The organism is Enterobacter cloacae complex sp. IR5418 (assembly GCF_049238105.1).
Taxonomy (GTDB): domain Bacteria; phylum Pseudomonadota; class Gammaproteobacteria; order Enterobacterales; family Enterobacteriaceae; genus Enterobacter; species Enterobacter hormaechei.
In genome coordinates this window covers 26,683-49,958 of sequence record NZ_JBMKHS010000023.1, presented here as the reverse complement: position 1 = coordinate 49,958, position 23,276 = coordinate 26,683, and the positions used below count along the sequence as shown (strand labels likewise).

At 59.2% G+C, this 23,276-nt stretch carries 21 protein-coding genes; 5 read left to right on the top strand and 16 right to left on the bottom strand.

Annotation, left to right across the window (positions count from 1 at the left end; all coding sequences use genetic code 11):
• On the top strand, positions 1-753 hold the full coding sequence (locus ACOTX7_RS17005) for a hypothetical protein (protein ID WP_006810543.1): 753 nt from the start codon (positions 1-3) through the stop codon (positions 751-753).
• 55 nt (positions 754-808) lie between these two features.
• Here the strand turns inward: ACOTX7_RS17005 and ACOTX7_RS17000 are convergent, their stop codons facing one another.
• The 14 genes from ACOTX7_RS17000 to paaA all read right to left on the bottom strand — a co-directional run bounded on the left by ACOTX7_RS17000 (position 809) and on the right by paaA (position 14,201).
• Positions 809-2,806 (bottom strand): BCCT family transporter, encoded by a 1,998-nt coding sequence (locus tag ACOTX7_RS17000; protein ID WP_006810542.1) that lies wholly within the window; start codon positions 2,804-2,806, stop codon positions 809-811.
• A gap of 180 nt (positions 2,807-2,986) precedes the next feature.
• Positions 2,987-3,592: a phenylacetic acid degradation protein PaaY gene (paaY, locus tag ACOTX7_RS16995; RefSeq protein ID WP_221255937.1), complete on the bottom strand. Its 606-nt coding sequence runs from the start codon at positions 3,590-3,592 to the stop codon at positions 2,987-2,989.
• A gap of 9 nt (positions 3,593-3,601) precedes the next feature.
• A complete protein-coding gene (paaX, locus tag ACOTX7_RS16990; protein ID WP_047354727.1) occupies positions 3,602-4,537 on the bottom strand; it encodes a phenylacetic acid degradation operon negative regulatory protein PaaX in 936 nt (311 codons plus the stop codon).
• A gap of 154 nt (positions 4,538-4,691) precedes the next feature.
• Complete coding sequence (paaK, locus tag ACOTX7_RS16985) at positions 4,692-6,008, bottom strand: phenylacetate--CoA ligase PaaK (RefSeq protein ID WP_006808817.1); 1,317 nt, start codon at positions 6,006-6,008, stop codon at positions 4,692-4,694.
• A gap of 26 nt (positions 6,009-6,034) precedes the next feature.
• Complete coding sequence (gene pcaF, locus ACOTX7_RS16980; protein WP_221255935.1) at positions 6,035-7,240, bottom strand: 3-oxoadipyl-CoA thiolase; 1,206 nt, start codon at positions 7,238-7,240, stop codon at positions 6,035-6,037.
• Positions 7,240-7,662, bottom strand: a complete 423-nt coding sequence (gene paaI / locus ACOTX7_RS16975; RefSeq protein ID WP_006808819.1) for a hydroxyphenylacetyl-CoA thioesterase PaaI — start codon at positions 7,660-7,662, stop codon at positions 7,240-7,242. The genes pcaF and paaI overlap by 1 nt, the downstream gene beginning before the upstream one ends.
• A complete protein-coding gene (gene paaH / locus ACOTX7_RS16970; protein ID WP_221255934.1) occupies positions 7,652-9,076 on the bottom strand; it encodes a 3-hydroxyacyl-CoA dehydrogenase PaaH in 1,425 nt (474 codons plus the stop codon). Before paaH ends, paaI begins: the two co-directional genes overlap by 11 nt.
• A 1-nt stretch (position 9,077) precedes the next feature.
• Positions 9,078-9,866 carry a 2-(1,2-epoxy-1,2-dihydrophenyl)acetyl-CoA isomerase PaaG gene (paaG, locus tag ACOTX7_RS16965; RefSeq protein ID WP_205922904.1) on the bottom strand — a complete coding sequence of 263 codons (789 nt, stop codon included), beginning with the start codon at positions 9,864-9,866 and terminating at the stop codon, positions 9,078-9,080.
• A complete protein-coding gene (gene paaF / locus ACOTX7_RS16960) occupies positions 9,866-10,633 on the bottom strand; it encodes a 2,3-dehydroadipyl-CoA hydratase PaaF (RefSeq protein WP_221255933.1) in 768 nt (255 codons plus the stop codon). Before paaF ends, paaG begins: the two co-directional genes overlap by 1 nt.
• Positions 10,630-11,700, bottom strand: coding sequence for a 1,2-phenylacetyl-CoA epoxidase subunit PaaE (paaE, locus tag ACOTX7_RS16955; protein ID WP_047354722.1), 1,071 nt, complete (start codon positions 11,698-11,700; stop codon positions 10,630-10,632). The genes paaF and paaE overlap by 4 nt, the downstream gene beginning before the upstream one ends.
• Before the next feature lie 7 nt (positions 11,701-11,707).
• Positions 11,708-12,205 (bottom strand): 1,2-phenylacetyl-CoA epoxidase subunit PaaD, encoded by a 498-nt coding sequence (gene paaD / locus ACOTX7_RS16950; protein ID WP_032673482.1) that lies wholly within the window; start codon positions 12,203-12,205, stop codon positions 11,708-11,710.
• 11 nt (positions 12,206-12,216) lie between these two features.
• Positions 12,217-12,963, bottom strand: coding sequence for a 1,2-phenylacetyl-CoA epoxidase subunit PaaC (paaC, locus tag ACOTX7_RS16945; protein WP_221255932.1), 747 nt, complete (start codon positions 12,961-12,963; stop codon positions 12,217-12,219).
• 8 nt (positions 12,964-12,971) lie between these two features.
• Positions 12,972-13,259: a 1,2-phenylacetyl-CoA epoxidase subunit PaaB gene (gene paaB / locus ACOTX7_RS16940; RefSeq protein ID WP_003857353.1), complete on the bottom strand. Its 288-nt coding sequence runs from the start codon at positions 13,257-13,259 to the stop codon at positions 12,972-12,974.
• Positions 13,260-13,271: 12 nt separating this feature from the next.
• Positions 13,272-14,201 carry a 1,2-phenylacetyl-CoA epoxidase subunit PaaA gene (paaA, locus tag ACOTX7_RS16935; RefSeq protein ID WP_221255931.1) on the bottom strand — a complete coding sequence of 310 codons (930 nt, stop codon included), beginning with the start codon at positions 14,199-14,201 and terminating at the stop codon, positions 13,272-13,274.
• 285 nt (positions 14,202-14,486) lie between these two features.
• Between paaA and paaZ the strand changes: the two genes are divergently transcribed.
• The 3 genes from paaZ (at position 14,487) to ACOTX7_RS16920 (ending at position 20,225) form a co-directional block, all read left to right on the top strand.
• Positions 14,487-16,529 carry a phenylacetic acid degradation bifunctional protein PaaZ gene (paaZ, locus tag ACOTX7_RS16930; RefSeq protein ID WP_221813600.1) on the top strand — a complete coding sequence of 681 codons (2,043 nt, stop codon included), beginning with the start codon at positions 14,487-14,489 and terminating at the stop codon, positions 16,527-16,529.
• A 195-nt stretch (positions 16,530-16,724) separates the two neighbouring features.
• Complete coding sequence (gene tynA, locus ACOTX7_RS16925) at positions 16,725-18,998, top strand: primary-amine oxidase (RefSeq protein WP_421626140.1); 2,274 nt, start codon at positions 16,725-16,727, stop codon at positions 18,996-18,998.
• A 120-nt stretch (positions 18,999-19,118) separates the two neighbouring features.
• Positions 19,119-20,225: a GGDEF domain-containing protein gene (locus tag ACOTX7_RS16920; protein ID WP_006808829.1), complete on the top strand. Its 1,107-nt coding sequence runs from the start codon at positions 19,119-19,121 to the stop codon at positions 20,223-20,225.
• 82 nt (positions 20,226-20,307) lie between these two features.
• Here ACOTX7_RS16920 and ACOTX7_RS16915 read toward each other — a convergent pair whose 3' ends face one another.
• Positions 20,308-21,807 carry an aldehyde dehydrogenase family protein gene (locus tag ACOTX7_RS16915; protein ID WP_221255928.1) on the bottom strand — a complete coding sequence of 500 codons (1,500 nt, stop codon included), beginning with the start codon at positions 21,805-21,807 and terminating at the stop codon, positions 20,308-20,310.
• Between the two features lie 241 nt (positions 21,808-22,048).
• Between ACOTX7_RS16915 and feaR the strand changes: the two genes are divergently transcribed.
• Entirely contained in the window at positions 22,049-22,957 is a 909-nt protein-coding gene (gene feaR / locus ACOTX7_RS16910) for a transcriptional regulator FeaR (protein WP_221255927.1), read from the top strand.
• Here the strand turns inward: feaR and ACOTX7_RS16905 are convergent, their stop codons facing one another.
• A complete protein-coding gene (locus ACOTX7_RS16905; RefSeq protein ID WP_205922878.1) occupies positions 22,958-23,275 on the bottom strand; it encodes a YdbL family protein in 318 nt (105 codons plus the stop codon). It lies immediately after the preceding gene.
• Between the last annotated feature and the right edge of the window lies 1 nt (position 23,276).

The window sequence follows — 23,276 nt, the reverse complement described above, 5'->3', positions numbered from 1 at the left end:
ATGGGAACGGCAATATTCATGGTATTGATGGTCTGTGGCTACTGGTACACCAGCCGCGACCTCTCAACACGGTTCAAAATTAAGCGTTCCTTCGGCTGGGACGTCTATTTCCTTGTGGCGCTGTATGGCTGTATTTTCGTCCTTCAGGGGGTGATCGCCACCGGCCTGCTGTGGCTGCTGCTGTTCGCTCTCTCTGCCGCCGATAACACGTTCCACTTCACGTCTGCAAAATATGCCGACTGGCAAATTGATTTTATGAACTGGAGCTTTTTGGGTATTCAGGCCCCGGTGGTGGTAATGCTGGCCTTTGCGATCCTGTTTTGTCTCTACCGCTCGAACTGGGCCGGAAGCGCGCGGCTGGACGGTGAAGGCCGGAAAAAATTGTACAAGCGGCTGGCGCAATCGAGCGGTATTGAACAACTGCTCTATCAGTGCATGGAAGAAGGAGAACTGGCGCACGTCACGCTGAAATCGCGACGGATTTATATTGGCATGATCCATACCGCCACGCTGGAGTATGAAAAAACGGCCAATATCGTGCTTATTCCGATGCTGAGCGGCTACCGTGACGGGAAGAGCATGCAGCTCTGTATCGAACATAACTACAGCAAATGGTACGCCGAACATGACATCACGCTTGATTCAGAGCCTAAAAGCGCCATGGATTTTCGCAAAGTGATCATGCTGGATCAGATCGAGAGTATTTCGCTGTTCGATCCGGCAAGCGCCAGCGCGCTGGCGATGCGGGAATAAGGCGGGCACGGTGTCCCCTGAAGCAGATGCTTCAGGGGCTTACCGACAGTGAGGTTTAACGCACCAGATGCAGGAAGTGCAGATGTTTTTCGTACTGATCCAGAATATCGTTAATTAACTGCTCCTGGTTCCAGCCCATAACATCGTAATTCTGTCCACCTTCTTTAAGATAGACTTCAGCCCGGTAGTATCTGTGCTGTTCTGCCTGGTTTTCGTCATTCTCTATGGCCGCCAGCGCAAAAGTCGGCGAGTTGTAGCCGCGCAGCCTGACTTCATAAATGAAGTTCAGCTCATTGCCTAAATCCACTTCCAGGCGGATACGATCGTCTGACGCATCGCTGATATGGCTCTGGGTTCCCTGCTTGTTCAGCTCCTCCTGCACCAGCACCATCGCCTGTCGGATGACCTCATCCATAAAGCGTTTCACCAGGGACCGCTTCGGCAAATAGGCAATGTTGCGCAATCTGCGCTGCCATGGAATCGGATTACGGGCCGCCGTCGGCGCGATGTTGGCCATGCTCAGGCTCTCGCGTTTGGTCAAATCACGCCGCAGCGCCTTCAGCAGGCCATAGATAGAGATCAGCAGGATCACGGAGAACGGTAGCGCACTGGCGATGGTTACGGTTTGCAGTGCGCTCAGCCCGCCTGCGAGCAGCAGCGCGATAGCCACCACGCCCATCAGCGCGGCCCAGAAGATGCGCTGCCAGACGGGGGTATTGGCTTCGCCACCGGACGCAAGCGTATCCACCACCATCGCGCCGGAGTCGGCGGAGGTCACAAAGAAGACAATGACCATCGCCATAGCGATAAATGACAGTACCGATGAGAACGGGAAATGCTCAAGGAAATTGAACAATGCCAGCGCCACGTCCTGCTGGACGGTGTTCGCCAGATCGGCGGCCCCCTCATTCATAATGAGGTAGATGGCGCTGTTACCAAAGACCGTCATCCACATCAGGGTGAAGCCAGCCGGGACAAACAGCACGCCGGTTACAAACTCACGGATGGTTCTGCCGCGCGAGACGCGGGCGATAAACATCCCGACGAACGGCGACCAGGACAGCCACCAGCCCCAGTACAGCAGCGTCCAGCCCCCCAGCCAGTTGCTTGATTTCGGTTCATACGCATACAGGTTGAAGGTCTTGCTCACCAGCTCAGAGAGATAGCCACCGGTATTTTCCACAAACGATTTCAGCAGCAGCACGGTTGGCCCCAGGCACAGCACCAGCGCCAGCAGCAGTACCGCCAGACCCAGATTCAGCTCAGATAAAATACGAATGCCTTTATCCAGGCCGGAGACGACGGACACCGTCGCCAGCCCGGTAATCACCACAATCAGGATCACCTGCACGGTTTCACTAATAGGCACGCCGAAAAGGTGATTCAGCCCGGCATTGACCTGCAACACGCCGTAGCCCAGTGAGGTCGCGACGCCAAAAACGGTCCCGATCACCGCAAAGATATCCACCGCATGGCCTATTGGTCCGTGAATACGGTCACCGATAATGGGATAAAGCGCCGAGCGAAGCGTCAAAGGCAGGCCGTGGCGATAACTGAAGAACGCCAGGATCAGCGCAACAATGGCGTAGATGGCCCACGCGTGCAGCCCCCAGTGGAAGAAGGTCAGCCGCATGGCCTCTTTGGCCGCCGCGACCGTTTCAGGCGTGCCCACCGGCGGGGAGAGGTAGTGCATGACCGGTTCCGCCACGCCAAAGAACATCAGGCCGATCCCCATCCCCGCGGAAAACAGCATGGCGAACCAGGAGTGGTAGCTGAAATCAGGCTGGGAATGGTCAGGCCCGAGTTTAATATCACCGTAACGGGATAAGCCGAGGAACGTCACGCTCAGTAATATCAATGCGACGGCAAGAATGTAAAACCAGCTGGCGTTAGTGAATATTTGCTGTTGCAGTAACTTAAAATTTTTATCGGCAACGTCCGGGAAAATCGCCGCGAAGGCGACAAGAAGGAAAATTAACAAAGCAGATGTGTAAAATACCGCTTTGTTAATCTGGCTTTTGGACTGCTTTGGGATAGTTTCGTTTTCACTCATATAGTGTGTTCCATAACTGATTAACCTCTCTGAATAAGAGGCGTGAGCTGCCATAGGGTAACAAAATCTCCCTGTAATGACAGTTTTGTCATGTTTAAATTCACACTACTACGCAGAAGATATATTTTTCCGCCCGTCAGTTATTCCTCAAGCCATACAATATTAAGGGGTGAAAAACGATTATTTATCCCGGCCAGCCGACTTTGGCCGTAAATTCTCATCGAAGACCAGCCGTTTGCGATCCGGCTCTTCTTCCCGCAGCGGTTCCACCTGATGCAGCGTCTGCTTACAGCGATCCACCAGCACCTGATACTCCCGCGTACCCTGCTTTTTCCACTCGATTTCCTGCGCACTCAGTTCACGAATCGCTTTCGCCGGACTGCCCAGAATTAAGTGATTCGCTGGCATCTCCGCTTTGGCCTTCACAAACGCCGCCGCTCCGACAATGCTGTTTTCGCCGATCGTCGCCCCATCCATCACCACCGCATTCATCCCCACCAGCGCATTACGGCGAATAATGCAGCCGTGGAGGATCGCGCTGTGGCCGATATGCCCGTCCTCTTCCACCACCGTGTCCTGCTCCGGAAAACCGTGCATCACGCAGTTATCCTGAATGTTCGCGCCGTCTTTCACCACGATCCGGCCAAAATCACCGCGCAGGCTGGCGTTGGGGCCGACGTAAACCCCTTTACCGAGGATCACGTCGCCAATCAGCACCGCGGTCGGGTGAACATAGCTCTCTTCAGGCACGACCGGGGTCAGACCATCAATTTGATAAACAGGCATACCTTCTCCTCATGTGATATTCAGACCACCAAAGCGCTGGTGGTAAAGCGTGCCGGGAGCGGGCAGTTCGCCCACGGAGGTTTCTCCCTTCTCGCTGACAAACGCAAGGGCACCCGCCGCCACGCGCTGGTAGATATTTATGCACAGCTGTCGCGCGTTCTGCCCCGCCCAGTGCGCAGGGAGTAACTCCTCCGGCAACAGCGGATCTTTCAGCACCACGCGACGATAAAAGTGAATGAGTAACAGCTGGATCTGGAAGCAGCGTTCCGGGGTCAAATCCTCGGGCGACGCCTCTTTCAGCAGCGGCAGCAGCGGACGGAACGAGTTGATAAACGTTTCGTACATCGCGTTTTGTTCCGTGAGCTGCCAGCACTCTTCCACGCGGGATCGCAACGCCGCGCGTGACAAGGCCAGCGGCGAATGGGCTTCAAAAAAGATGACGTTTTCCGCCACGCCCGCGTCATGCAGCAGAGACTGCACGTCCGCCAGGTTTTGCGACGGCGAAGCCATCAGGCTCGGTGCCAGCGTGCCGAAGCCTTGCCAGATGAGCTGTTTTTTAACATCAGCGAGCGTGGTTTTATCCAGCCCTTCGGAGAGCAGCAGTAGCCATTTACCATCCCACGCAGGCAGTTCCGCCCGGTAGATTTTATTTTCCGCGCGGCGTGTCAAACGCAGCCCCTTATCGCTGAGGCGGTAAAAGCTGCGGCGGCCAATGCGGGACACGTCCAGCCAGCCCTCTTTGTTGAGGCGAAACAGCGCGGTGCGCACAAAGCGTTCGCCGAATCCCATTCCTTCCAGCAGGGCCGCCAGGCTGCCAAGCCAGATCTCGCCGCCGCGATGGGAAAGCGCGTCGCCATACAGCGAGGAGATAAGTGATGTTCCGCTGACGGGGACAGAGCTGACTGCGTGCTGGATAAAGGCGTCAAGTTTGTTCATGTGATTCATTCTGTTGTTATTTTTTTCCTGGATGAATCATAGCACAGGAATTTGGGTTACCCCCTCACCCTGACCCTCTCCCCAAAGGGGAGAGGGAAAAAGACCGCACCGAGCTGTCCCTTCTCCCCTCTGGGGAGAAGGTTAGGATGAGGGGTTAGGTGTTTTAACCGTTAGCCGCAACCTTACGTAAATCAAATACCCGGCAGGCTTTGCCCTCGGAGCGTGGAATACTGCCGCAGTTAACGATCATCACGTCGGTTGAGATCCCCACCATCGATTTGATCCGATGACGCAACTGGTGGCAGACCTGACAGCGCTGCTCATGCGTCAGCGTTAAGCTGCTCTGTTTCAGCTCGACCTTCACCGAAAGTGAATCAAGATGCCCACGGCGGTTCACCTCCAGCTGATAGTGCGGCGAAAGGTGTTCGAACTTGACGATCTCCTCCTCCAGCTGTGACGGGAAGACGTTAACGCCGCGAATGATGAGCATGTCGTCGCTGCGCCCGCTGATGCGATCCATCCGGCGCATGGTACGTGCGGTGCCCGGCAGCAGGCGCGTCAGGTCGCGGGTGCGGTAGCGGATCACCGGCAGCGCCTCTTTGGTCAGCGTGGTGAACAGCAGTTCGCCCTGCTCGCCGTCGGCCAGCGGCGTGCCGTCATTCGGGTTGACGATCTCCGGGTAGAAGTGATCTTCCCAGATGGTCGGGCCGTCCGCGGTTTCCAGACACTCCATCGCCACGCCCGGCCCCATTACCTCCGAGAGGCCATAAATATCCAGCGCGGTAATGCCCAGCCGTTTTTCAATTTCGCGGCGCATCGCCTGCGTCCACGGCTCGGCGCCAAACACGCCGACGCGAAGGGAACAGGCGCTGGCATCGCCGCCCATCTGCCGCTCCAGCTCTTCAATCAGGTTCAGGCAGTAAGACGGCGTCACCATGATCATATCCGGCTGGAAATCGCGGATCAGCTGCGCCTGCTTCTCCGTCTGGCCGCCGGACATGGGGATCACCGTCGCCCCCAGACGCTCAGCACCGTAGTGCGCCCCCAGCCCGCCGGTGAACAACCCGTAACCGTAGGCGACGTGAATTTTATCCTTCGCGCTGCCCCCGGCGGCGCGCAGGGAACGGGCGACGATATTGGCCCAGTTGTCGATATCATTCTGGGTATACCCCACCACGGTCGGCTTTCCGGTGGTGCCCGACGAGGCGTGGATACGCACCACCTGCTCCATCGGCACCGCAAAGGTATCGAACGGGTAGTTGTCGCGCAGATCCTGTTTGGTGGTGCACGGGAATTTTTGCAGGTCCGCCAGCTCGTTAAAATCGTCAGGGTGAACGCCCGCAGCATCAAACTTGCGTTTGTACATCGGAACGTTGTGGTAGGCGTGGTTCAGCGTCCATTTCAGGCGCGCGGTCTGCAACGCCTGCAACTCATCCATGGACGCGGTTTCGATCGGATCAAGCTTTGTTGTATTTATCATCGCAGGGTACTCACATTATTGTTCGCTCAAACACGCTCAAGGATCATGGCAATGCCCTGACCCACACCGATGCACATCGTACACAGCGCGTAGCGCCCGCCGCGTCGGTGCAATTCATTGCTTGCGGCCAGCGCCAGTCTGGCTCCGCTCATTCCCAGCGGGTGGCCTAACGCGATTGCCCCGCCGTTCGGGTTGACATGCTCCGCGTCATCCGGCAAGCCCAACTGACGCAGCACGCCCAGCGCCTGTGCGGAAAAGGCTTCGTTAAGCTCAATGACGTCCATATCGGTGATACTGAGTCCGGCACGCTCCAGCACCTTGCGGGTGGCGGGCACCGGGCCTAATCCCATCAGGCGAGGCTCGACACCCGCGGTCGCCATGGCCACTATGCGGGTGCGCGGGGTTAATCCCTGGGCAAGCGCCATCGGCTCGCTGGCGATAATCAGCGCCGCCGCCCCGTCGTTCACGCCGGAGGCATTCCCCGCCGTCACCACACCGTTCTTGCGGAACGGGGTTTTCAGCGCGGCAAGCTGTTCAAGGGTGGTTTCGGCGCGCGGATGCTCGTCCATGCTCACTTCCGTTACCGCCCCTTTTTTCCCGGCTACCTGCACCGGGATGATCTCCTGCGCCAGTACGCCATTCTGCTGCGCCCGCGCGGTACGCTGCTGGCTGCGCAGGGCAAACGCGTCCTGATCGGCACGGCTGATATTTAACAATTCCGCTACATTCTCTGCCGTTTCCGGCATGCTGTCAGTTCCGTATTGCTGATGCATGAGCGGATTCACAAATCGCCAGCCGATGGTGGTGTCGAAGATCTCCGCCTGACGCTGAAACGCCGCCGTGGCTTTGCCCATCACGAACGGCGCACGGGACATGGATTCGACGCCACCGGCAATCAGCAGATCGCCATCCCCGGCCTTAATGGCGCGCGCCGCAAAGCCAAGGGCATCCAGACCCGAGCCGCACAGACGGTTAATGGTGGTGCCGGAAACCGTCTGCGGCAGCCCGGCCAGCAACGCCGACATGCGCGCCACGTTGCGGTTATCCTCTCCGGCCTGATTCGCGCAGCCGAAGATCACGTCATCTATGCGCTCCAGATCGAGCTGCGGATAACGCGCCAGCAGCGCGCGCAGCGGCACGGCCCCCAGGTCATCGGCACGTACGCTGGACAACCCGCCGCCGTAACGACCGATCGGCGTACGCACACCCTCACAAATAAATGCGTCACGCATCAGGCTTCTCCTGTCACACTGCCGCCGGTGCGGTGCGATTTCCCGCGAAACAGCGCGACGGCTTTCTGGTGTTGGTTCTGAATTTCAATGTCGTAGACGCCGGTCAGTTTGCCCTGATGCTTCACCCGCGCGGTGGCGGTGAGCTTATCTCCGGCAAAGCCCGGACGCAGAAAGTCGATGGCGCAACCGGAGGCCACCGCCGCCAGCCCCTGACTGTTGCAGGCGTAGGCAAAGGCGGTATCGGCCAGCGAGAACAGCTGTCCGCCGTGGCAGGTTTTATGGCCGTTGAGCATCTGCGGGGTGATGGTCATGGTCACTACCGCGTAGCCCTCGCCCATGTCGATAATGTCCATCCCCATCGCCTGCGCGCAGGCGTCTCGTTCGTACATCGCGCGGGCGTTATGCCAGGCGTTATGACTCATAACTACTCTCCAGAAGCGCACGCTGGCGCAGCAGTGAACAGGGGCGATAGCGTTCCTCGCCGTAGTGACGTTGCAGGTTCTCCAGCAGGGTTAACAGACGCTGCCAGCCCAGACGCTCGCCCCAGGCGATGGGGCCACAGGGATAGTTGACCCCTAAGCGCATGGCGGTATCGATGTCTTGCTCGCTGGCGACCCCTTTTTGCAGGGTATCCAGCGCTTCGTTGGCAATCATCGCCACCGTGCGCCAGATCAGCAGGCCGGGGTAATCGGCAATCTGAAGCACCCGTTTTTGCTGGTGCTCCAACCAGTAAATGGCTTTCTGCGTGGCGGAGTGCGGGTTGCCGGGCGCGGCGGCAATCACGGCCACATCCCGCTCGATACGGTCGACCACCACCACCGGGCAGCCGTGGCGCAGCGCCAGTGACTGTGCGGTTTCACCCTGCGTTTCAATCAGCAACAGATCATCAATTTCCGTGACGCCGTCACTTCTTCGCTTGGCGCGCATCGGGCTGAAGCTGTCGCTGACCGGGGCGAGCCAGCTGACGGCGGGTTTCTCCTCCTGCCAGCGGTATACGCCCTGCCCGCTTTTCTTGCCCAGACGCCCCGCCAGCACCAGTTCCTGCTGCACCAGCGACGGCAGAAAACGACGCTCCTGCCAGAAGGCGTTAAACACGGAGCAGGTCACGGCAAAGTTGACGTCCTGACCAATCATGTCCGTCAGCTCCAGCGGCCCCATCGGGAAACCGCCGCCTTCACGAAGGGCGGCGTCGATCGCCTCGGGTGTGGCCACCTGCTCCTCCAGCGCGCGCCAGGCTTCCGAGTAGAACGGACGCGCCACGCGATTGACAATAAACCCCGGCGTGGACTGGCAGCGCACCGGCTGCTTTCCCCAGCGCAGTGCCAGTTCGCACAGCGCATCGGCCACTTCGGAAGAGGTCGCCAGCCCGCTGACCACCTCCACCAGCTTCATCACCGGAGCGGGGTTAAAGAAGTGCAGCCCGGCGACGCGTTCAGGGTGGCTTATCTCCGCCGCAATCGCGGTGACGGAAATAGACGAGGTGTTACTGGCAAGCAGCGTCTGCGGCGGGCAGACCTCTGCCAGCTGTTTAAACAGCGCCTTTTTCACCTCAAGCCGCTCGGAGGCCGCCTCGATCACCAGATCGGCTTTCGCCAGGGCATTGATATTCGTCACCGGCGTCAGGCGGGCCAGGATCTGTTCCCCGGCGTCGGCAGAGAGTTTTCCGCGCGCAACGCGAGAGGACAGCCGCTGGCGAATGCCGTCGATGGCGCGGGAAATCGCCGCTACGTCAATGTCATACACCAGAACCGGATGACCGTGGCTGGCCGCCACTTCGGCAATCCCGGCGCCCATGGTGCCGCTGCCAATGACGGCGACCGTATGGATATTCCCCATCTTATTTCCCCGTAAAGTTCGGCGCGCGTTTTGCCAGGAACGCGCTGACGCCTTCCCGGTAGTCGTCGCTGCGTCCGGCCAGCCGTTGATAGTCGCGCTCCAGATCAAGCTGGGCGTCGAGGGTGTTGGTTTCGGCGGCGTTGATCGCCTGCTTAATCAAGCCCAGGCCAAAGGTCGGCTGCGAGGCAAAATGGAGCGCCATCTGCTGTGCGGTGGCGGAAAGTTCTTCGTCGTCCACCACCTGCCAGATCATCCCCCAGGCCTGCGCCTGTTCCGCGCTGAGCTTATCGCCCAGCAATGCCAGCCCCATGGCGCGGGCGCGTCCGGTCACGCGCGGCAGCAGCCAGGTTCCGCCGCAGTCCGGCACCAGCCCGAGCTTGCTGAAGGCCATCACAAAACTGGCTGAACGGGCCGCGATCACCATGTCGCAGCCGAGCGCAAGCGTGGCCCCCGCCCCCGCCGCCACGCCGTTCACGGCGCAAATCACCGGCTTCGGCAGCCGGGCTAAGCGGCGCACCAGCGGGTTGTAAAACGTTTCTACGGACATGCCCAGATCCGGCGCGGGACCGTTCGGATCCACGTTACGGTCGTTGAGATCCTGCCCGGCACAGAAACCGCGTCCGGCCCCGGTGATCAGCAGACAGCGGATGGTGTCATCGCGCTCGGCCTGCTTCAGGCAGTCGGAAAGCTGCTGGTGCATGACGTCGTTAAAGCTGTTCAGGCGCTCCGGGCGGTTCAGCGTAATGGTCATTACGCCCTGCTCAACATGGCTCAGAATAGATTCCACAATTAGCGTCCTTTAAAGTCTGGGGTGCGTTTTTGTAAAAAGGCGTTGATCCCTTCCCGGCGATCGTCGGTGGCTGCCAGCAGCGTAAACAGCTGACGCTCCTGCACCAGCCCGGCCTGAAGCGGCACTTCCTGCGACTGGCGTAGCGCCTGCTTCGCCGCCTGTAGCGCCAGCGGCGAGTGGCGCGCCATCAGCGTCGCCTGTTTAAGGGCGTATTCCAGGGTCAGTGAGGCCGGGAAGACGTCGCTGACCAGCCCGGCGCTGTGCGCCTCAACCGCCGTGATGCTTTCGCCCGTCAGCACCATTTTGCTGGCCAGCGATTTGCCCACGCTGCGGATCAGCCGCTGGGTGCCGCCTGCGCCCGGCATGATCCCGAGGGTGATTTCCGGCAGGCCAAAACGGGCGTTATCCCCGGCTATCACCACATCGCAGAGCAGCGCCAGCTCGCAGCCTGCTCCCAGCGCGAAGCCGTTCACCGCGGCGATCAGCGGTTTAGTGAAGGCGTTAATCCGCGCCCACAGCTGCGGACGGATATCGTTCAGGGTGGCGGGCAGGTCTTTCTCCGCCATTTCGTTGAGATCGGCCCCGGCGGCAAAGCAGCGTTCGTTGCCGTAAATCACGCAGACCGCGATCTCAGCATCCGCGGCGGCGATCTCTAGCTGCTCCGCGATTTGCGTGAGCAGCGCATTGTTGAGCGCATTGCGCGCCGCCGGACGGTTAAGGGTCAGCTGCAACACGCGGCCATGACGGGTGACAATCAGTTCGCTCATGCCATCCCCTTCGCATCAAAATCGACGATAACGTCAGCGGTTAACGGCAGCGCCTGACAGCTCAGCACATAGCCTGCCGCCAGTTCGTCTGGCTCCAGGCTGTAGTTGGTCGCCATATCGACTTTTCCGCGCAGCACTTTGCATTTGCAGGTGGCACACACGCCGCCCTTGCAGGCGTAAGGCAGATCCGCCCCCTGCCGCAGGGCAGCATCAAGAATGCTCTCGTCATCCGCCGTCAGGGTGATTTCCCGGTCGCGTCCGTCCTGGCGGACGGTGACCTTCTGCCCGTCGGCCTGCACGCTGACGGTCCGTTTAACGGCGGTGCCCGGCGTATTAAAGCGTTCAAGATGGATCGCTTTTTCCGGCATACCCAGTGCTTTCAGCGCCGCCTCGGCCTCGTCCATCATCGCCGACGGGCCACAGATGAAGGCTTCATCGTACTGGCGGAAATTCACCAGCGTTTTTGCCAGCGCCTGGAGCTTTTCCCCGTCAATGCGGCCATGGAGCAGATCGCTGTCGAGCGTCTCCTGGCTGAAGATGGCGATCAGCTGCAAACGCTGCGGGTATTTGTCTTTCAGATCTGCCAGCGCCCGGCGGAACATCATGCTCTGGCTGCTGCGGTTGCCGTAAATCAGGGTGAAGTGGCTGTGGGTTTCAGTGGCCAGCGTAGCGGACAAAATCGCCAGCATCGGGGTGATCCCGGACCCGGCGGCAATCGCCAGATAGTGGCCTTCGCGTTCGGCCTGCGGCTGGTAGCCAAACTGCCCCTGGGGTACCATCACCTCCAGCGCCATGCCCGGTTTGATCTCATCCCGGGCATAGCGGGAAAAACGCCCGCCTTCGATGGCTTTGACCGCCACGCTGATCTCCCCAGGGGCGGTGCTCCGGCAGATGGAGTAGCAGCGACGCAGTTCATCCCCGCCAGGGCTGGCTTTCAGGGTCAGATGCTGACCGGGACGGAAGCGGTACGCCTCCTGCAACGCCTGCGGCACCGCAAAGGTAATGGTCACCGCGTCGCGGGTTTCGGGTTCCACTTTTGCCACTGTTAATGAATGAAACGTTGTCATGGCAGCCTCAAATACATTTGAAATAGTCGAATGGCTCACGGCAGGTATTGCAGCGGTAGAGCGCTTTGCAGGCCGTGGATCCAAATTCACTGATAAGCGAGGTATCGGTGCTCGCACAGCGCGGACAACTCACCTCCGCGGGAACGTGGGCGTGGCAGCTATGGCCGACAGGCGGGCTGATGCCATATTCGCGCAGGCGCCTGCGGGCATCCTCGGTCATCCAGTCGGTGGTCCAGGCGGGTTCCAGTTGCAGCACAATATGTACCGGGGCAAAGCCGTTCCCGGTCAGGGTTTCGCGGATCGCCCCCAGCAGATGCTCCGTTGCCGGGCAGCCCGAGTAGGTTGGCGTGAAGCCGATGACCCAGCCTTCCCCCTGCGCCTTCACGCTGCGCACCATGCCTAAGTCGGTGATGGTCAGCACGGGCACTTCCGGGTCGGGGATCTGGCTTAACAGCGCCCAGATCTGCGGGATTTGTGCAGGCGCAATGTCGACGAGGCGTTGCATAGCGTCCTCCTTTACCACTGCTGACCGGGATAAACGCGCTGGAGATACTGCATCTCTGCCAGCATCGGCCCCAGATGTTCGGTATGCAGCCCCTTCTTGCCGCCCGTGCGATACGCCACCTCTTCAGGCACGCGGAGGGTGGCTTCCGACAGCCCGGCGAACACTTCGCGCTCCCACGGTTCCCGCAGGGCGTGCGGATCAACCGCCACCCCCTCTTCTGTCAGCGCCAGCTCGACGTCGTCGGCGTCGAACAGTTCGGCCGTAAAGCGCCACAGGTTATCCAGCGCCTGCTGCATTTTTTGGGCAGAGGTTTCTGTCCCGTCCCCCTGACGCACCAGCCAGCCGCGGCTAAAACGCAGGTGGTAGCGCGCCTCTTTAATCGCTTTGGCGGCAATGGCGGCAAGCTGACTGTCACGGCTGTGGATCAGCCGTTCGTACAGCGCCACGTTCCACGCATCCATCAGGTACTGACGGGCGATGGTGTCGGCGAAGCTGCCGTTTGGCTGTTCCACCAGCAGCAGATTGCGGAACTGACGCTCATCGCGGCCATAGGCCAGAGCGTCTTCATCGCCCTTCCCCTCCCGTTCAGCGGCGTAGGTCAGGAAATTGCGCGCCTGCCCGAGCAGATCAAGGCCGATATTGGCGAGCGCCAGGTCAATTTCCAGCTCCGGCGCGTGGCCGCACCAGGCGCCCAGACGCTGTGAGAGCACCAGACCGTTGTCGCCCAGACGCAGGGCATAAGCAGATACGTTGTTCATCCCCAACCTCACATATGCTCGATGCCATCAGGGATGGTGTAAAAGGTCGGATGGCGGTAAACCTTGCTTTCCGCCGGATCGAAAAACTCACCGCTCTCTTCCGGCTGGGAAGCGACAATTTCGCTCGCCTTCACCACCCAGATGGAGCAGCCTTCGCTGCGGCGGGTATAGGCGTCGCGCGCGTTCTCCAGCGCCATGCGGTCGTCGGCAGCGTGAAGGCTGCCCACATGGCGGTGCGACAGCCCCTGCTTAGAACGGACAAAAACTTCGTATAGCGGCCAGTAAACATTGCTCATGGTTGATTCCTCTTATGCGGCCTGGCGGGCGCGTTGTTTTTCCGCGTGGGCCAGAGCGGCTTCACGCACCCAGGCGCCGTCGTCCCAGGCTTTACGTTTTGCGGCCAGACGTTCGTGGTTGCAGATGCCGCGCCCGTTGATCACCTCGTCAAATTCCTGCCAGTCGATTTCGCCGAAGCGGTAGTGACCGCTCTCTTCATCGAAACGCAGGTCGGGGTCCGGCACGGTCATGCCGAGCATCTCCACCTGAGGCACCGTGTTATCCACGAAGCGCTGGCGAAGCTCATCGTTGCCAAAGCGTTTGATTTTCCAGGCCAGGCTGCGGGCGCTGTTCGGGGAGTTGTCGTCGTTGGGTCCGAACATCATCAGCGCGGGCCACCAGAAACGGTTGATGGCGTCCTGCAACATCTGCCGCTGGGCTTCACTGCCCTGCGCCAGCGCCATGCAGGCCTCAAAACCCTGACGCTGGTGGAAGCTCTCTTCTTTACAGATTTTCACCATCGCCCGGGCATACGGACCGTAAGAGGTACGACACAGCGCCACCTGGTTCACAATGGCCGCCCCGTCCACCAGCCAGCCAATGACGCCGATATCGGCCCAGCTCACAGTCGGATAGTTGAAGATGGAGGAGTATTTCATCTTGCCGTCGAGCATCTTTTGATAGATGTCCTCCCGGGCGCAGCCCAGCGTTTCCGCCGCGCTGTAGAGGTACAGGCCGTGTCCGGCTTCATCCTGCACCTTCGCCAGCAGAATGGCTTTCCGGCGCAGCGTCGGCGCGCGGGTGATCCAGTTCCCTTCCGGCAGCATGCCAACAATTTCAGAGTGAGCGTGCTGTCCAATCTGGCGGATCAGCGTCTTGCGGTAGGCTTCCGGCATCCAGTCCTGCGGCTCGATGGCCGTCTCCTGTGCGATGCGTTGCTCAAAGCGTTGTTCTTGCGTCACATAACCACCTTTATGATTCGTTAGATCACCACAAGTTGCAAAATGGTGAATCATTTGGTTTCTTAAAAGTTACACAAAGGTTAAATATAACCCCAAGGAGCGTTTGTTTATTTTGTGACAATGCTCGCAAGGCTTTTCATAAAAAGTCCATAAAACAAGCATCTACAGCACAAGCGCTAAGCAATGCAGATCACAACGTTAACAATTCATTAAAACGCAGCTTGATTTTTATGATTCGCGATCAAACTATTTATAGTGAAATCACGAAACATCTGGAGAGAAGAAATGCAGCAGTTAGCCAGCTTCTTGTCCGGCACCTGGCAATCAGGCCGGGGCCGCGCGCGCACCATCACCCACGCCATTAGCGGGGAAACGCTATTCGAGGTCACCAGCGAAGGGCTGGATATGGCGGCCGCGCGCCGTTACGCCATTGAACACGGCGGGGAAGCGCTTCGCGCAATGAGCTTTATCGAGCGCGCCGCCATGTTGAAAGCGGTCGCGAAACACCTGCTCAGCCAGAAGGATCGGTTCTATGCCCTGTCAGCCCAGACCGGCGCGACGAAGGCCGACAGCTGGGTGGATATTGAAGGCGGTATCGGCACCCTCTTCACCTACGCAAGCCTCGGCAGCCGTGAGCTACCGGACGACACGCTGTGGCCGGAGGATGAGCTGATCCCGCTATCGAAGGAAGGCGGCTTTGCGGCACGCCACGTCTTAACGTCGAAATCCGGCGTGGCGGTGCATATTAACGCGTTCAACTTCCCGTGCTGGGGGATGCTGGAAAAGCTCGCCCCCACCTGGCTTGCCGGGATGCCCGCCATCATCAAGCCCGCCACCGCCACTGCGCAGGTGACTCAGGCGATGGTGAAAGCGATCGTCGAAAGCGGACTGGTGCCGGACGGCGCCATCAGCCTGATCTGCGGTGGCGCAGGCGATCTGCTGAACCAGCTCGACAGCCAGGACGTGGCGACGTTTACCGGGTCGGCCAGCACCGGGCAGAGCCTGCGTGTACACCCGAATATCGTCGCGAATTCCATTCCGTTTACCATGGAAGCGGATTCCCTGAACTGCTGCGTGCTGGGTAAGGACGTGACGCCGGAGCAGCCGGAGTTTGCGCTGTTTATCCGCGAGGTGGTGCGCGAGATGACCGCCAAAGCCGGGCAAAAATGTACTGCTATCCGCCGCATCATCGTGCCGGAAGCGCAGGTTGAAGCCGTCAGCCAGGCGCTGATTGCGCGGCTGGAGAAAGTGATCGTCGGCGATCCGGCCCAGGAAGGGGTAAAGATGGGCGCACTGGTCAACAGTGAGCAACGTGCCGACGTGCAGGAAAAAGTCGATCATCTGCTTGCCGCGGGGTGCCAGATACGTCTGGGTGGCAAAGCCGATTTGCAGGCGGCTGGCGCATTCTTCCCGCCCACCCTGCTGTTCTGCCCGCAGCCGGACGAGACTCCAGCCGTCCATTCCACCGAGGCTTTTGGCCCGGTCGCAACCCTGATGCCGTACCGTAACACCGAACACGCCATGCAGCTGGCGCGGGCGGGCGGCGGGAGCCTGGCGGGAACGCTGGTGACGGCAGATACCCACGTGGCGCGGCAGTTTATTGCCGGTACAGCCCGTGCCCACGGGCGTATTCAGATCCTCAACGAAGAATCGGCCAAAGAGTCCACCGGACACGGCTCACCACTGCCGCAGCTGGTGCACGGTGGTCCCGGACGCGCGGGCGGCGGCGAGGAGCTGGGTGGCCTGCGCGCGGTGAAGCACTATCTTCAGCGCACGGCCGTTCAGGGCAGCCCGTCCATGCTCGCCGCCATCGGCAAACAGTGGGTACGTGGCGCGGGGGTGCAGGAGGATCGCGTTCATCCGTTCCGCAAATACTTCGAGGAGTTGCAGCCAGGCGACAGCCTGCTGACTCCGCGCCGTACCCTCACGGAAGCGGATATCGTGAATTTTGCCTGCCTGAGCGGGGATCATTTCTACGCCCATATGGACAAAATTGGCGCGGCGGAGTCGATTTTTGGCGAGCGCGTGGTGCACGGTTATTTCCTGATTTCCGCCGCGGCCGGGCTGTTTGTCGACGCAGGCGTTGGGCCGGTGATTGCCAACTACGGCATGGAAAACCTGCGCTTTATTGAGCCGGTCAAACCGGGCGACACCATTCAGGTGCGCCTGACCTGTAAACGCAAAACGCTGAAGAAACAGCGCACTGCCGAGGAAAAACCGACCGGCGTAGTGGAATGGGCGGTGGAGATTTTCAACCAGCACCAGCAGGCCGTGGCGCTCTACTCCATCCTGACGCTGGTGGCGCGCCAGCAGGGTGATTTCAGCTAACGTCACCCCTCACCCTGACCCTCTCCCCACCGGGGAGAGGGGATTGATCTGCACGACCCTGTGATTTATCCCCGCTCTTTTTTTAACCTGGCAAGACCAACAAACAACCTGGCAGATGCAGGCAAACGCTTTTCGTGCGCGCCTGTCAGGATAAGGCTGACACAACACAATAAACACAACAAGATGAGGTCTGTGATGGGAAGCAATTCTTCTTTTTCTGCCCGTAGAACGGCACTGGCCATCGCCGTTGCGCTCTGTTGCGCCTGGCAATCCCCTGTTTACGCTCACGGCAGCGAGGCGCATATGGTTCCGATGGACAAAACGCTTCAGGCGTTTGGCGCGGACGTGCAGTGGGATGATTACGCCCAGATGTTCACCATCGCCAAAGACGGTGCCTTTGTGAAGGTCAAACCCGGAGCAAACACCGCCATCGTTAACGGCAAACCGCTGACGCTCCAGGTGCCCGTGGTGATGAAGGACAACAAGGCGTATATTCCGGAGACCTTTATCAACGATGTTTTTCAGTCCGGTCTTGATCAGACATTCCAGGTAGAAAAACGCCCTCACCCGTTAAACGCGCTAACGGCTGATGAAATCAAACTGGCCGTGGCCATTGTGAAGGCCTCTGCGGATTTTAAACCCAATACCCGCTTTACCCAGATTGCGCTGGCGGAGCCAGAAAAAGCCAAAGTGTGGGATTTTGTGCTGAACGGCACGGCGGTGGATGCACCCCGCCAGGCAAATATCGTCATGCTTGACGGCAAACACATCATCGAAAGCCGCGTGGATCTGAAGGACAAAAAGATCCTCCGCTGGGAGCCGATCAAAGACGCGCACGGCATGGTGCTGCTGGATGACTTCAATACCGTGCAGCAGATCATCAATGAAAGCCCGGAGTTTGCAGCAGTCCTGAAAAAGCGCGGCATTACCGACCCGAAGAACGTGATCACCACCCCGCTTACCGTCGGCTTTTTTGACGGCAAGGACGGGCTGAAACAGGAAGACCGCCTGCTGAAGGTGATCAGCTATCTCGACGTGGGTGACGGTAACTACTGGGCGCACCCGATCGAAAATCTGGTTGCGGTGGTGGATCTTGAGCAGAAGAAAATCCAGAAGATTGAGGAAGGCCCGGTCGTGCCGGTGCCGCTCACACCGCGCCCGTATGATGGCCGCGACCGCGTTGAAACGGTGAAAAAACCGCTGGAGATTATCGAGCCGGAAGGCAAGAACTACACCATCACCGGGGACATGGTGCACTGGCAGAACTGGGATTTTCATCTGAGCCTGGACTCCCGCGTCGGCCCGATGATCTCCACCGTGACCTATAACGACAATGGCAAAAAACGGCAGGTGATGTATCAGGGATCGCTCGGCGGCATGATTGTGCCGTACGGCGACCCGGATATCGGCTGGTACTTTAAAGCCTACCTGGACTCCGGCGACTACGGCATGGGTACCCTGACCTCACCGCTGGTGCGCGGCAAAGACGTGCCGTCTAACGCCGTGATGCTCAACGAAACCATCCCGGATTACACCGGCGCGCCAATGGAGATCCCTCGGGCGATCGCCATTTTCGAGCGTTACGCCGGGCCGGAATATAAGCACCAGGAGTTAGGTAAACCCAACGTCAGCACCGAACGCCGCGAGCTGGTGGTGCGCTGGGTCAGCACCGTGGGTAACTACGATTACATCTTCGACTGGGTATTCCACGAAAACGGCACCATCGGCATTGATGCGGGGGCCACGGGCATAGAAGCGGTGAAAGGTGTGCAGACGAAAACCATGCATGATGCCACCGCGAAGGATGACACGAAATACGGCACGCTGATCGACCATAATATTGTCGGGACCACGCACCAGCACATCTATAACTTCCGTCTGGATATGGACGTGGACGGCATCAATAACAAGCTGGTGGCGATGGATCCGGACGTCAAACCGAACACCGCTGGCGGCCCGCGCACCAGCACCATGCAGGTTAATCAGTACGACATTGATACCGAACAGCAAGCGGCGCAGAAGTTCGACCCTGGCACCATCCGCCTGCTGAGCAACACCCGCAAAGAGAATCGCATGGGCAACCCGGTCTCGTATCAGATCATCCCTTACGCGGGAGGTACACACCCGGTAGCGTCCGGCGCGAAGTTTGCCCCGGACGACTGGATTTATCACCGCCTGAGCTTTATGGATAAACAGCTTTGGGTGACGCGTTACCATCCCGACGAGATGTACCCGGAGGGAAAATACCCGAACCGTTCCACTCACGATACGGGCCTCGGCCAGTACAGCAAAGATAACGAGTCGCTGAATGACCAGGATAACGTCGTCTGGATGACCACCGGCACCACCCACGTGGCCCGCGCCGAGGAGTGGCCGATTATGCCGACGGAATGGGTGCACACGTTACTCAAGCCGTGGAATTTCTTTGACGAGACGCCCACGCTCGGCAAGAAAAAAGAGCAGAAATAACCCACCGACCGGGCGTAATGCCCGGTTTTTATCGCCTCTCTGTTTGATGATTAATTCAACCTGCTTATAGTTAAAGGTATATTGCCTTATATCACTCCCCCGGAAGGGAAAAGAGCTTCAATGGAAAAACGACATAACGCCACACCCGAACCGGCGACATGGCCTACCCGTAAGTCAATGGTTGTTCACGGGCTGGCCGTGAACCTGCCGTGGCTCGCCTTCGTGAACACGAGCTTTGCGATTATGGTCCTGCTGCGCAATTCGCTGTTCGGCCAGATTGATACCCTGTTTCACATTACCCCGCATCTCCAGTTGATTGTTGATGCCACCATGCTCGGTGTGATCATTCTGAACGGTGCGCTGGTACTAATGGCCTGGCGCCATATGCGCGGGGTCAGTGCGGTACTGTTCCTCTGCGGTGTGCTCTGGTCGTTGTGTTGTTACTGGTTTATCTATGTCATACAGCTTCCCCATCCCTGGCCCATCTTCGTCACCCTGCTGATGGCTGGCATGACCGCGCTCTATTTTCACCCGGTGGCACTGCTCTGCTTCACGGTTCCGCTGTGGATCACCATGCCTGTTGCCAGCATGCTGTTGAATCAGGAAATTAATTATCGCTTTGTCGGGACGTGGGTAGTCTTCACGTTCATTCTCGTTTGCGGACGCTATATCCTGTTGAGCTGGTTTGAAGAGGCGTGGCGTCGCAACCAGCAGAATCAGCGTTTGATTTCGCGGCTGGATGCGTTGGCCCATCAGGATCCGCTGACGAAAACGGCCAACCGTCGGGCGATGGAACTGGTGCTGGAAAATGCAGTGGAGCAAGGCAAACGCTTCGCGGTGCTGATGCTGGATGTCGATTACTTCAAATTGTATAACGACACCTATGGTCACCAGGCGGGAGATGCGTGTCTCGCGCGGGTGGCGGAGGTGCTGAACACCTCGGTGCGCACGCCAGAGGATGTGGTCTCCCGCTACGGTGGCGAGGAGTTTGTGGTGATCCTCTTTGATTGCGAAGCAAGCGTTGCTGAGAAAGTCGCCGCGCGGATCCAGGCGGGCCTGCGCACCGCAGCCATTCCGCACAGCGCGTCGAAGGTGAGTGAATGTGTAACGGTGAGTACAGGCATCGCAGGCTATACCGCAGGACTGGCTGGCCCGGAAATCATTGCCCGCGCCGATGCGGCACTCTATCGGGCGAAGGAGGCCGGGCGGGATCGGTGGTCGCTGTAAGTTACGCCGGGTGGCGCTGCGCTTACCCGGCCTACAAAACCAACCTTTACCTCGATCCGGCAGGCCGGGTAAGGCGTTTTTTTTAATACCGCACACACACCGACTTCGTTTCACACCAGCCATCCAGCCAGTCGGGGCCGAAATCGCGCCCGGTGCCGGACTGCTTCATGCCGCCGAACGGCAGGTTGGCGTCGATGAGCGTGTGGCTGTTCACCCACACGGTTCCGGCCTGTAGCCTGTCGGTGTACGCCAGCGCTTTGCTGATGTTCTGCGTCCAGACGCTGGCCGTTAAGCCATACTCCGTATCGTTCGCCAGCTGAAGCGCCTCTTCCCCGTCGGCCACACGGACCAGGTTCACCACCGGCCCGAACACCTCTTCCCGCGTCAGGCGCAGATGATTATCCGGGTTGACCACCAGCGTTGGCGAAACGTAATAGCCTTTGCCGTCTGGCCCCCGGTTCCCGGCGATCAGCTCCGCATTGTGCGCCTTCGCCTCATCGAGGAACGCCTGAACCTTATCGCAGTGGGCGCGTGACACCAGCGGATTGATAAACGCCTCCGGCGACATGCCCGGCCCGACGCTCAGCGATTTCACGGCCTGTTCAAACCCGCTGACCAGCGTGTCGAACAGCGGCGCCTCAATATAAATGCGTGAACTGGCCGCGCAGACCTGCCCCTGATTCAGGAAGCTGCCGGTCATCAGCCCTTCAATCACCCATGCCGGATCGGCATCTTTCAGCACGATGGCCGGATTTTTGCCGCCAAGCTCCAGCGTCACGCCCGTTAGCGTATCCGCCGCCGCGCGGGCAATCTGCTTGCCCGTCGCCGTCGAACCGGTAAAGCTCACTTTGGCAATGCGCGGATGAGAGGTCAGCGCCGCGCCACAGACGGCGCCACTGCCGGTCACGACATTGAACACGCCATCCGGGATCCCCGCCTCGCTCGCCAGTTCAGCCACTCGTAACAGGGTGAGCGGCGTGGTTTCGGAAGGTTTGATCACGATGGAACAGCCTGCCGCCAGCGCGGGCATCACCTTCCACATGCCAATCATCAGCGGGAAGTTCCACGGCTCAATCCCCGCCACCACCCCAACCGGCTCTTTACGCGTCCACGCCTGATAGCGCGCGCCCTGCGGCAGTGGAATCGAGAGATCGAGGGTTTTGCCAGCAATTTTGGTGGTCAGCCCCGCCGTGTAGCGCATCCAGTTCAGGGTGCAGCCCACCTCGAAGGCGCGGGAAATGTTAATCGATTTCCCCTGCTCCAGGGTTTCGAGCTGTGCCAGCTCTTCGCCATGCTGTTCCACCAGATCCGCAAACCGCAGCAGGATGCGTTCCCGCTCTGCCGGCAGCCGCCCGGCCCAGCTTCGGGCGACAAAGGCGCGCCAGCCAGACATCACCGCACGATCGACATCGTCGACGCTGGCATCGGCGGTGGAGGCAATGACCTCGCCGGTTGCCGGGTTGTAAACGTTCAGACGTTTTTCGCTATCGGATGCCGCCTGACGCCCTTCAATCCACAAGCCGTGCTGACGATCTAAAAACTGCTGCACGCCAGGCAGGACGGCGACGTGTGATTCGGACATAGGGTACTCCTTCGTTATGCTTCGCAGGGTGTGTATGCAGTCTAAGAGGGGTTTCGCATTCCTGCTTTTGTCTGTGTGACATTCGCTTTGTCAGCTGTGACAGGCTCCGCAAATCGTGATAATTCCCGCTTATATCGCTGTAACCCTTGAGTGTTCTTTCCTATAGTCAGCCTCGTAGCCCTGACAAAATGCAACATAAATGCAACAATGCGTAAACGGTGACGGTGCAGCGAGAAAATCAATGGCGTGTGCAAGCGAACAGGACAATTTTCAGCAGTGGCTGGCGCAAATTAACCAGGTTTGTGGGCGCTTTGCGGCACGTCCGTTAGAGGGGGCGTTTTTCGGTGAGCTGGAAACCAGCTATACCCAAAGTCTGAAGCTGAGCACGGTGACCGCCGCAGGCGTTAACCTGTTTCGCACCCCTCAGGAGATTAAAAACGGCAACGACGCCTGGTTCTACACCGTATTTCAGCTGGAAGGCAGCGCCGGAATCGAACAGGACGACCGTCGTGCGATGCTGAAAGCCGGAGATATCACGCTGATTGACGCCTCCCGCCCGTGCTCCATTTTCTGGCAGGAGCGTTCCCGCCAGATTTCGCTGCTGCTCCCGCGACAACTCATTGAGCAACACGCGCGTTTTCAGGAAGTGCGCTGCGCACTGCCCCTCTCCCGCACTCTGCCGACCGTGCAGCTAAGCTACCGGTTGTTACAGGAGAGCATGGGCAATGCCGAGCTGAGCGCCAGTGAAAGCGAAGCGGCGCTGGAGGCGATGGTGTGTCTGTTGCGTCCGGCCTTCCAGCAGCGTGACGAGGTGCTGCCGCGCAAGGAGCGTCAGTTCCGCCACGTGCTGTCCCTGATTGATGATCATATTCAGTCGGAGGCGTTAAGACCGGAGTGGATAGCCTCAGAGAGCGGGATGTCCGTGCGCAGCTTATACCGCATGTTTGCCGGGAAAGGGCTGGTGGTGGCGCAGTATATTAAGAACCGTCGCCTCGATTTATGCGCTCAGGCGCTGCGTTCCATTGGCGATGACGAAAAGCTGGCGGGAATTGGCTACAGCTGGGGCTTTACCGACCATAGCCATTTTTCCACCGCCTTTAAGCAGCGTTTCGGGGTTTCGCCGGGCGAATACCGTAAGCGTTACCGGTAGTTACTTTTTCAGCCACTTGCCGTTAATCCCCTTCACGTACTCGCCCGGCTGTGCGCGGGCCACCAGCTTTTGTCCCGCCATTTTCGCCACCTCGTCGACGGGCAAATTATTACTGTCAGCCAGTTGCTGATAACTTTCCGTACGTGCGGCGTTGATACGGTTAACCAGCGCCAGGGTTTCAGCGTCGTGCTGAACGGGCGCAAGATAGCCGCTCAGGGTTTCCCCTACGCGCCCCTGGGCACGCGCCTCGTTGAGCGTAAGCGTGGCGGCGTGAACGTTCATCCCCAGCGCCAGTAACATCAGAGCTAATCGTTTCATG

What these genes read in the sequence shown, in the direction of transcription:
- paaI (WP_006808819.1), bottom strand. Translation starts at nt 7,662, where the DNA reads ATGAGTCATAACGCCTGGCATAACGCCCGCGCGATGTACGAACGAGAC.
- feaR (WP_221255927.1), top strand. Translation starts at nt 22,049, where the DNA reads ATGGCGTGTGCAAGCGAACAGGACAATTTTCAGCAGTGGCTGGCGCAA.
- paaK (WP_006808817.1), bottom strand. Translation starts at nt 6,008, where the DNA reads ATGATAAATACAACAAAGCTTGATCCGATCGAAACCGCGTCCATGGAT.
- ACOTX7_RS17005 (WP_006810543.1), top strand. Translation starts at nt 1, where the DNA reads ATGGGAACGGCAATATTCATGGTATTGATGGTCTGTGGCTACTGGTAC.
- ACOTX7_RS16915 (WP_221255928.1), bottom strand. Translation starts at nt 21,807, where the DNA reads ATGTCCGAATCACACGTCGCCGTCCTGCCTGGCGTGCAGCAGTTTTTA.
- paaD (WP_032673482.1), bottom strand. Translation starts at nt 12,205, where the DNA reads ATGCAACGCCTCGTCGACATTGCGCCTGCACAAATCCCGCAGATCTGG.
- paaE (WP_047354722.1), bottom strand. Translation starts at nt 11,700, where the DNA reads ATGACAACGTTTCATTCATTAACAGTGGCAAAAGTGGAACCCGAAACC.
- paaX (WP_047354727.1), bottom strand. Translation starts at nt 4,537, where the DNA reads ATGAATCACATGAACAAACTTGACGCCTTTATCCAGCACGCAGTCAGC.
- ACOTX7_RS17000 (WP_006810542.1), bottom strand. Translation starts at nt 2,806, where the DNA reads ATGAGTGAAAACGAAACTATCCCAAAGCAGTCCAAAAGCCAGATTAAC.
- ACOTX7_RS16920 (WP_006808829.1), top strand. Translation starts at nt 19,119, where the DNA reads ATGGAAAAACGACATAACGCCACACCCGAACCGGCGACATGGCCTACC.
- paaZ (WP_221813600.1), top strand. Translation starts at nt 14,487, where the DNA reads ATGCAGCAGTTAGCCAGCTTCTTGTCCGGCACCTGGCAATCAGGCCGG.
- ACOTX7_RS16905 (WP_205922878.1), bottom strand. Translation starts at nt 23,275, where the DNA reads ATGAAACGATTAGCTCTGATGTTACTGGCGCTGGGGATGAACGTTCAC.
- paaH (WP_221255934.1), bottom strand. Translation starts at nt 9,076, where the DNA reads ATGGGGAATATCCATACGGTCGCCGTCATTGGCAGCGGCACCATGGGC.
- pcaF (WP_221255935.1), bottom strand. Translation starts at nt 7,240, where the DNA reads ATGCGTGACGCATTTATTTGTGAGGGTGTGCGTACGCCGATCGGTCGT.
- paaC (WP_221255932.1), bottom strand. Translation starts at nt 12,963, where the DNA reads ATGAACAACGTATCTGCTTATGCCCTGCGTCTGGGCGACAACGGTCTG.
- paaF (WP_221255933.1), bottom strand. Translation starts at nt 10,633, where the DNA reads ATGAGCGAACTGATTGTCACCCGTCATGGCCGCGTGTTGCAGCTGACC.
- paaB (WP_003857353.1), bottom strand. Translation starts at nt 13,259, where the DNA reads ATGAGCAATGTTTACTGGCCGCTATACGAAGTTTTTGTCCGTTCTAAG.
- paaY (WP_221255937.1), bottom strand. Translation starts at nt 3,592, where the DNA reads ATGCCTGTTTATCAAATTGATGGTCTGACCCCGGTCGTGCCTGAAGAG.
- tynA (WP_421626140.1), top strand. Translation starts at nt 16,725, where the DNA reads ATGGGAAGCAATTCTTCTTTTTCTGCCCGTAGAACGGCACTGGCCATC.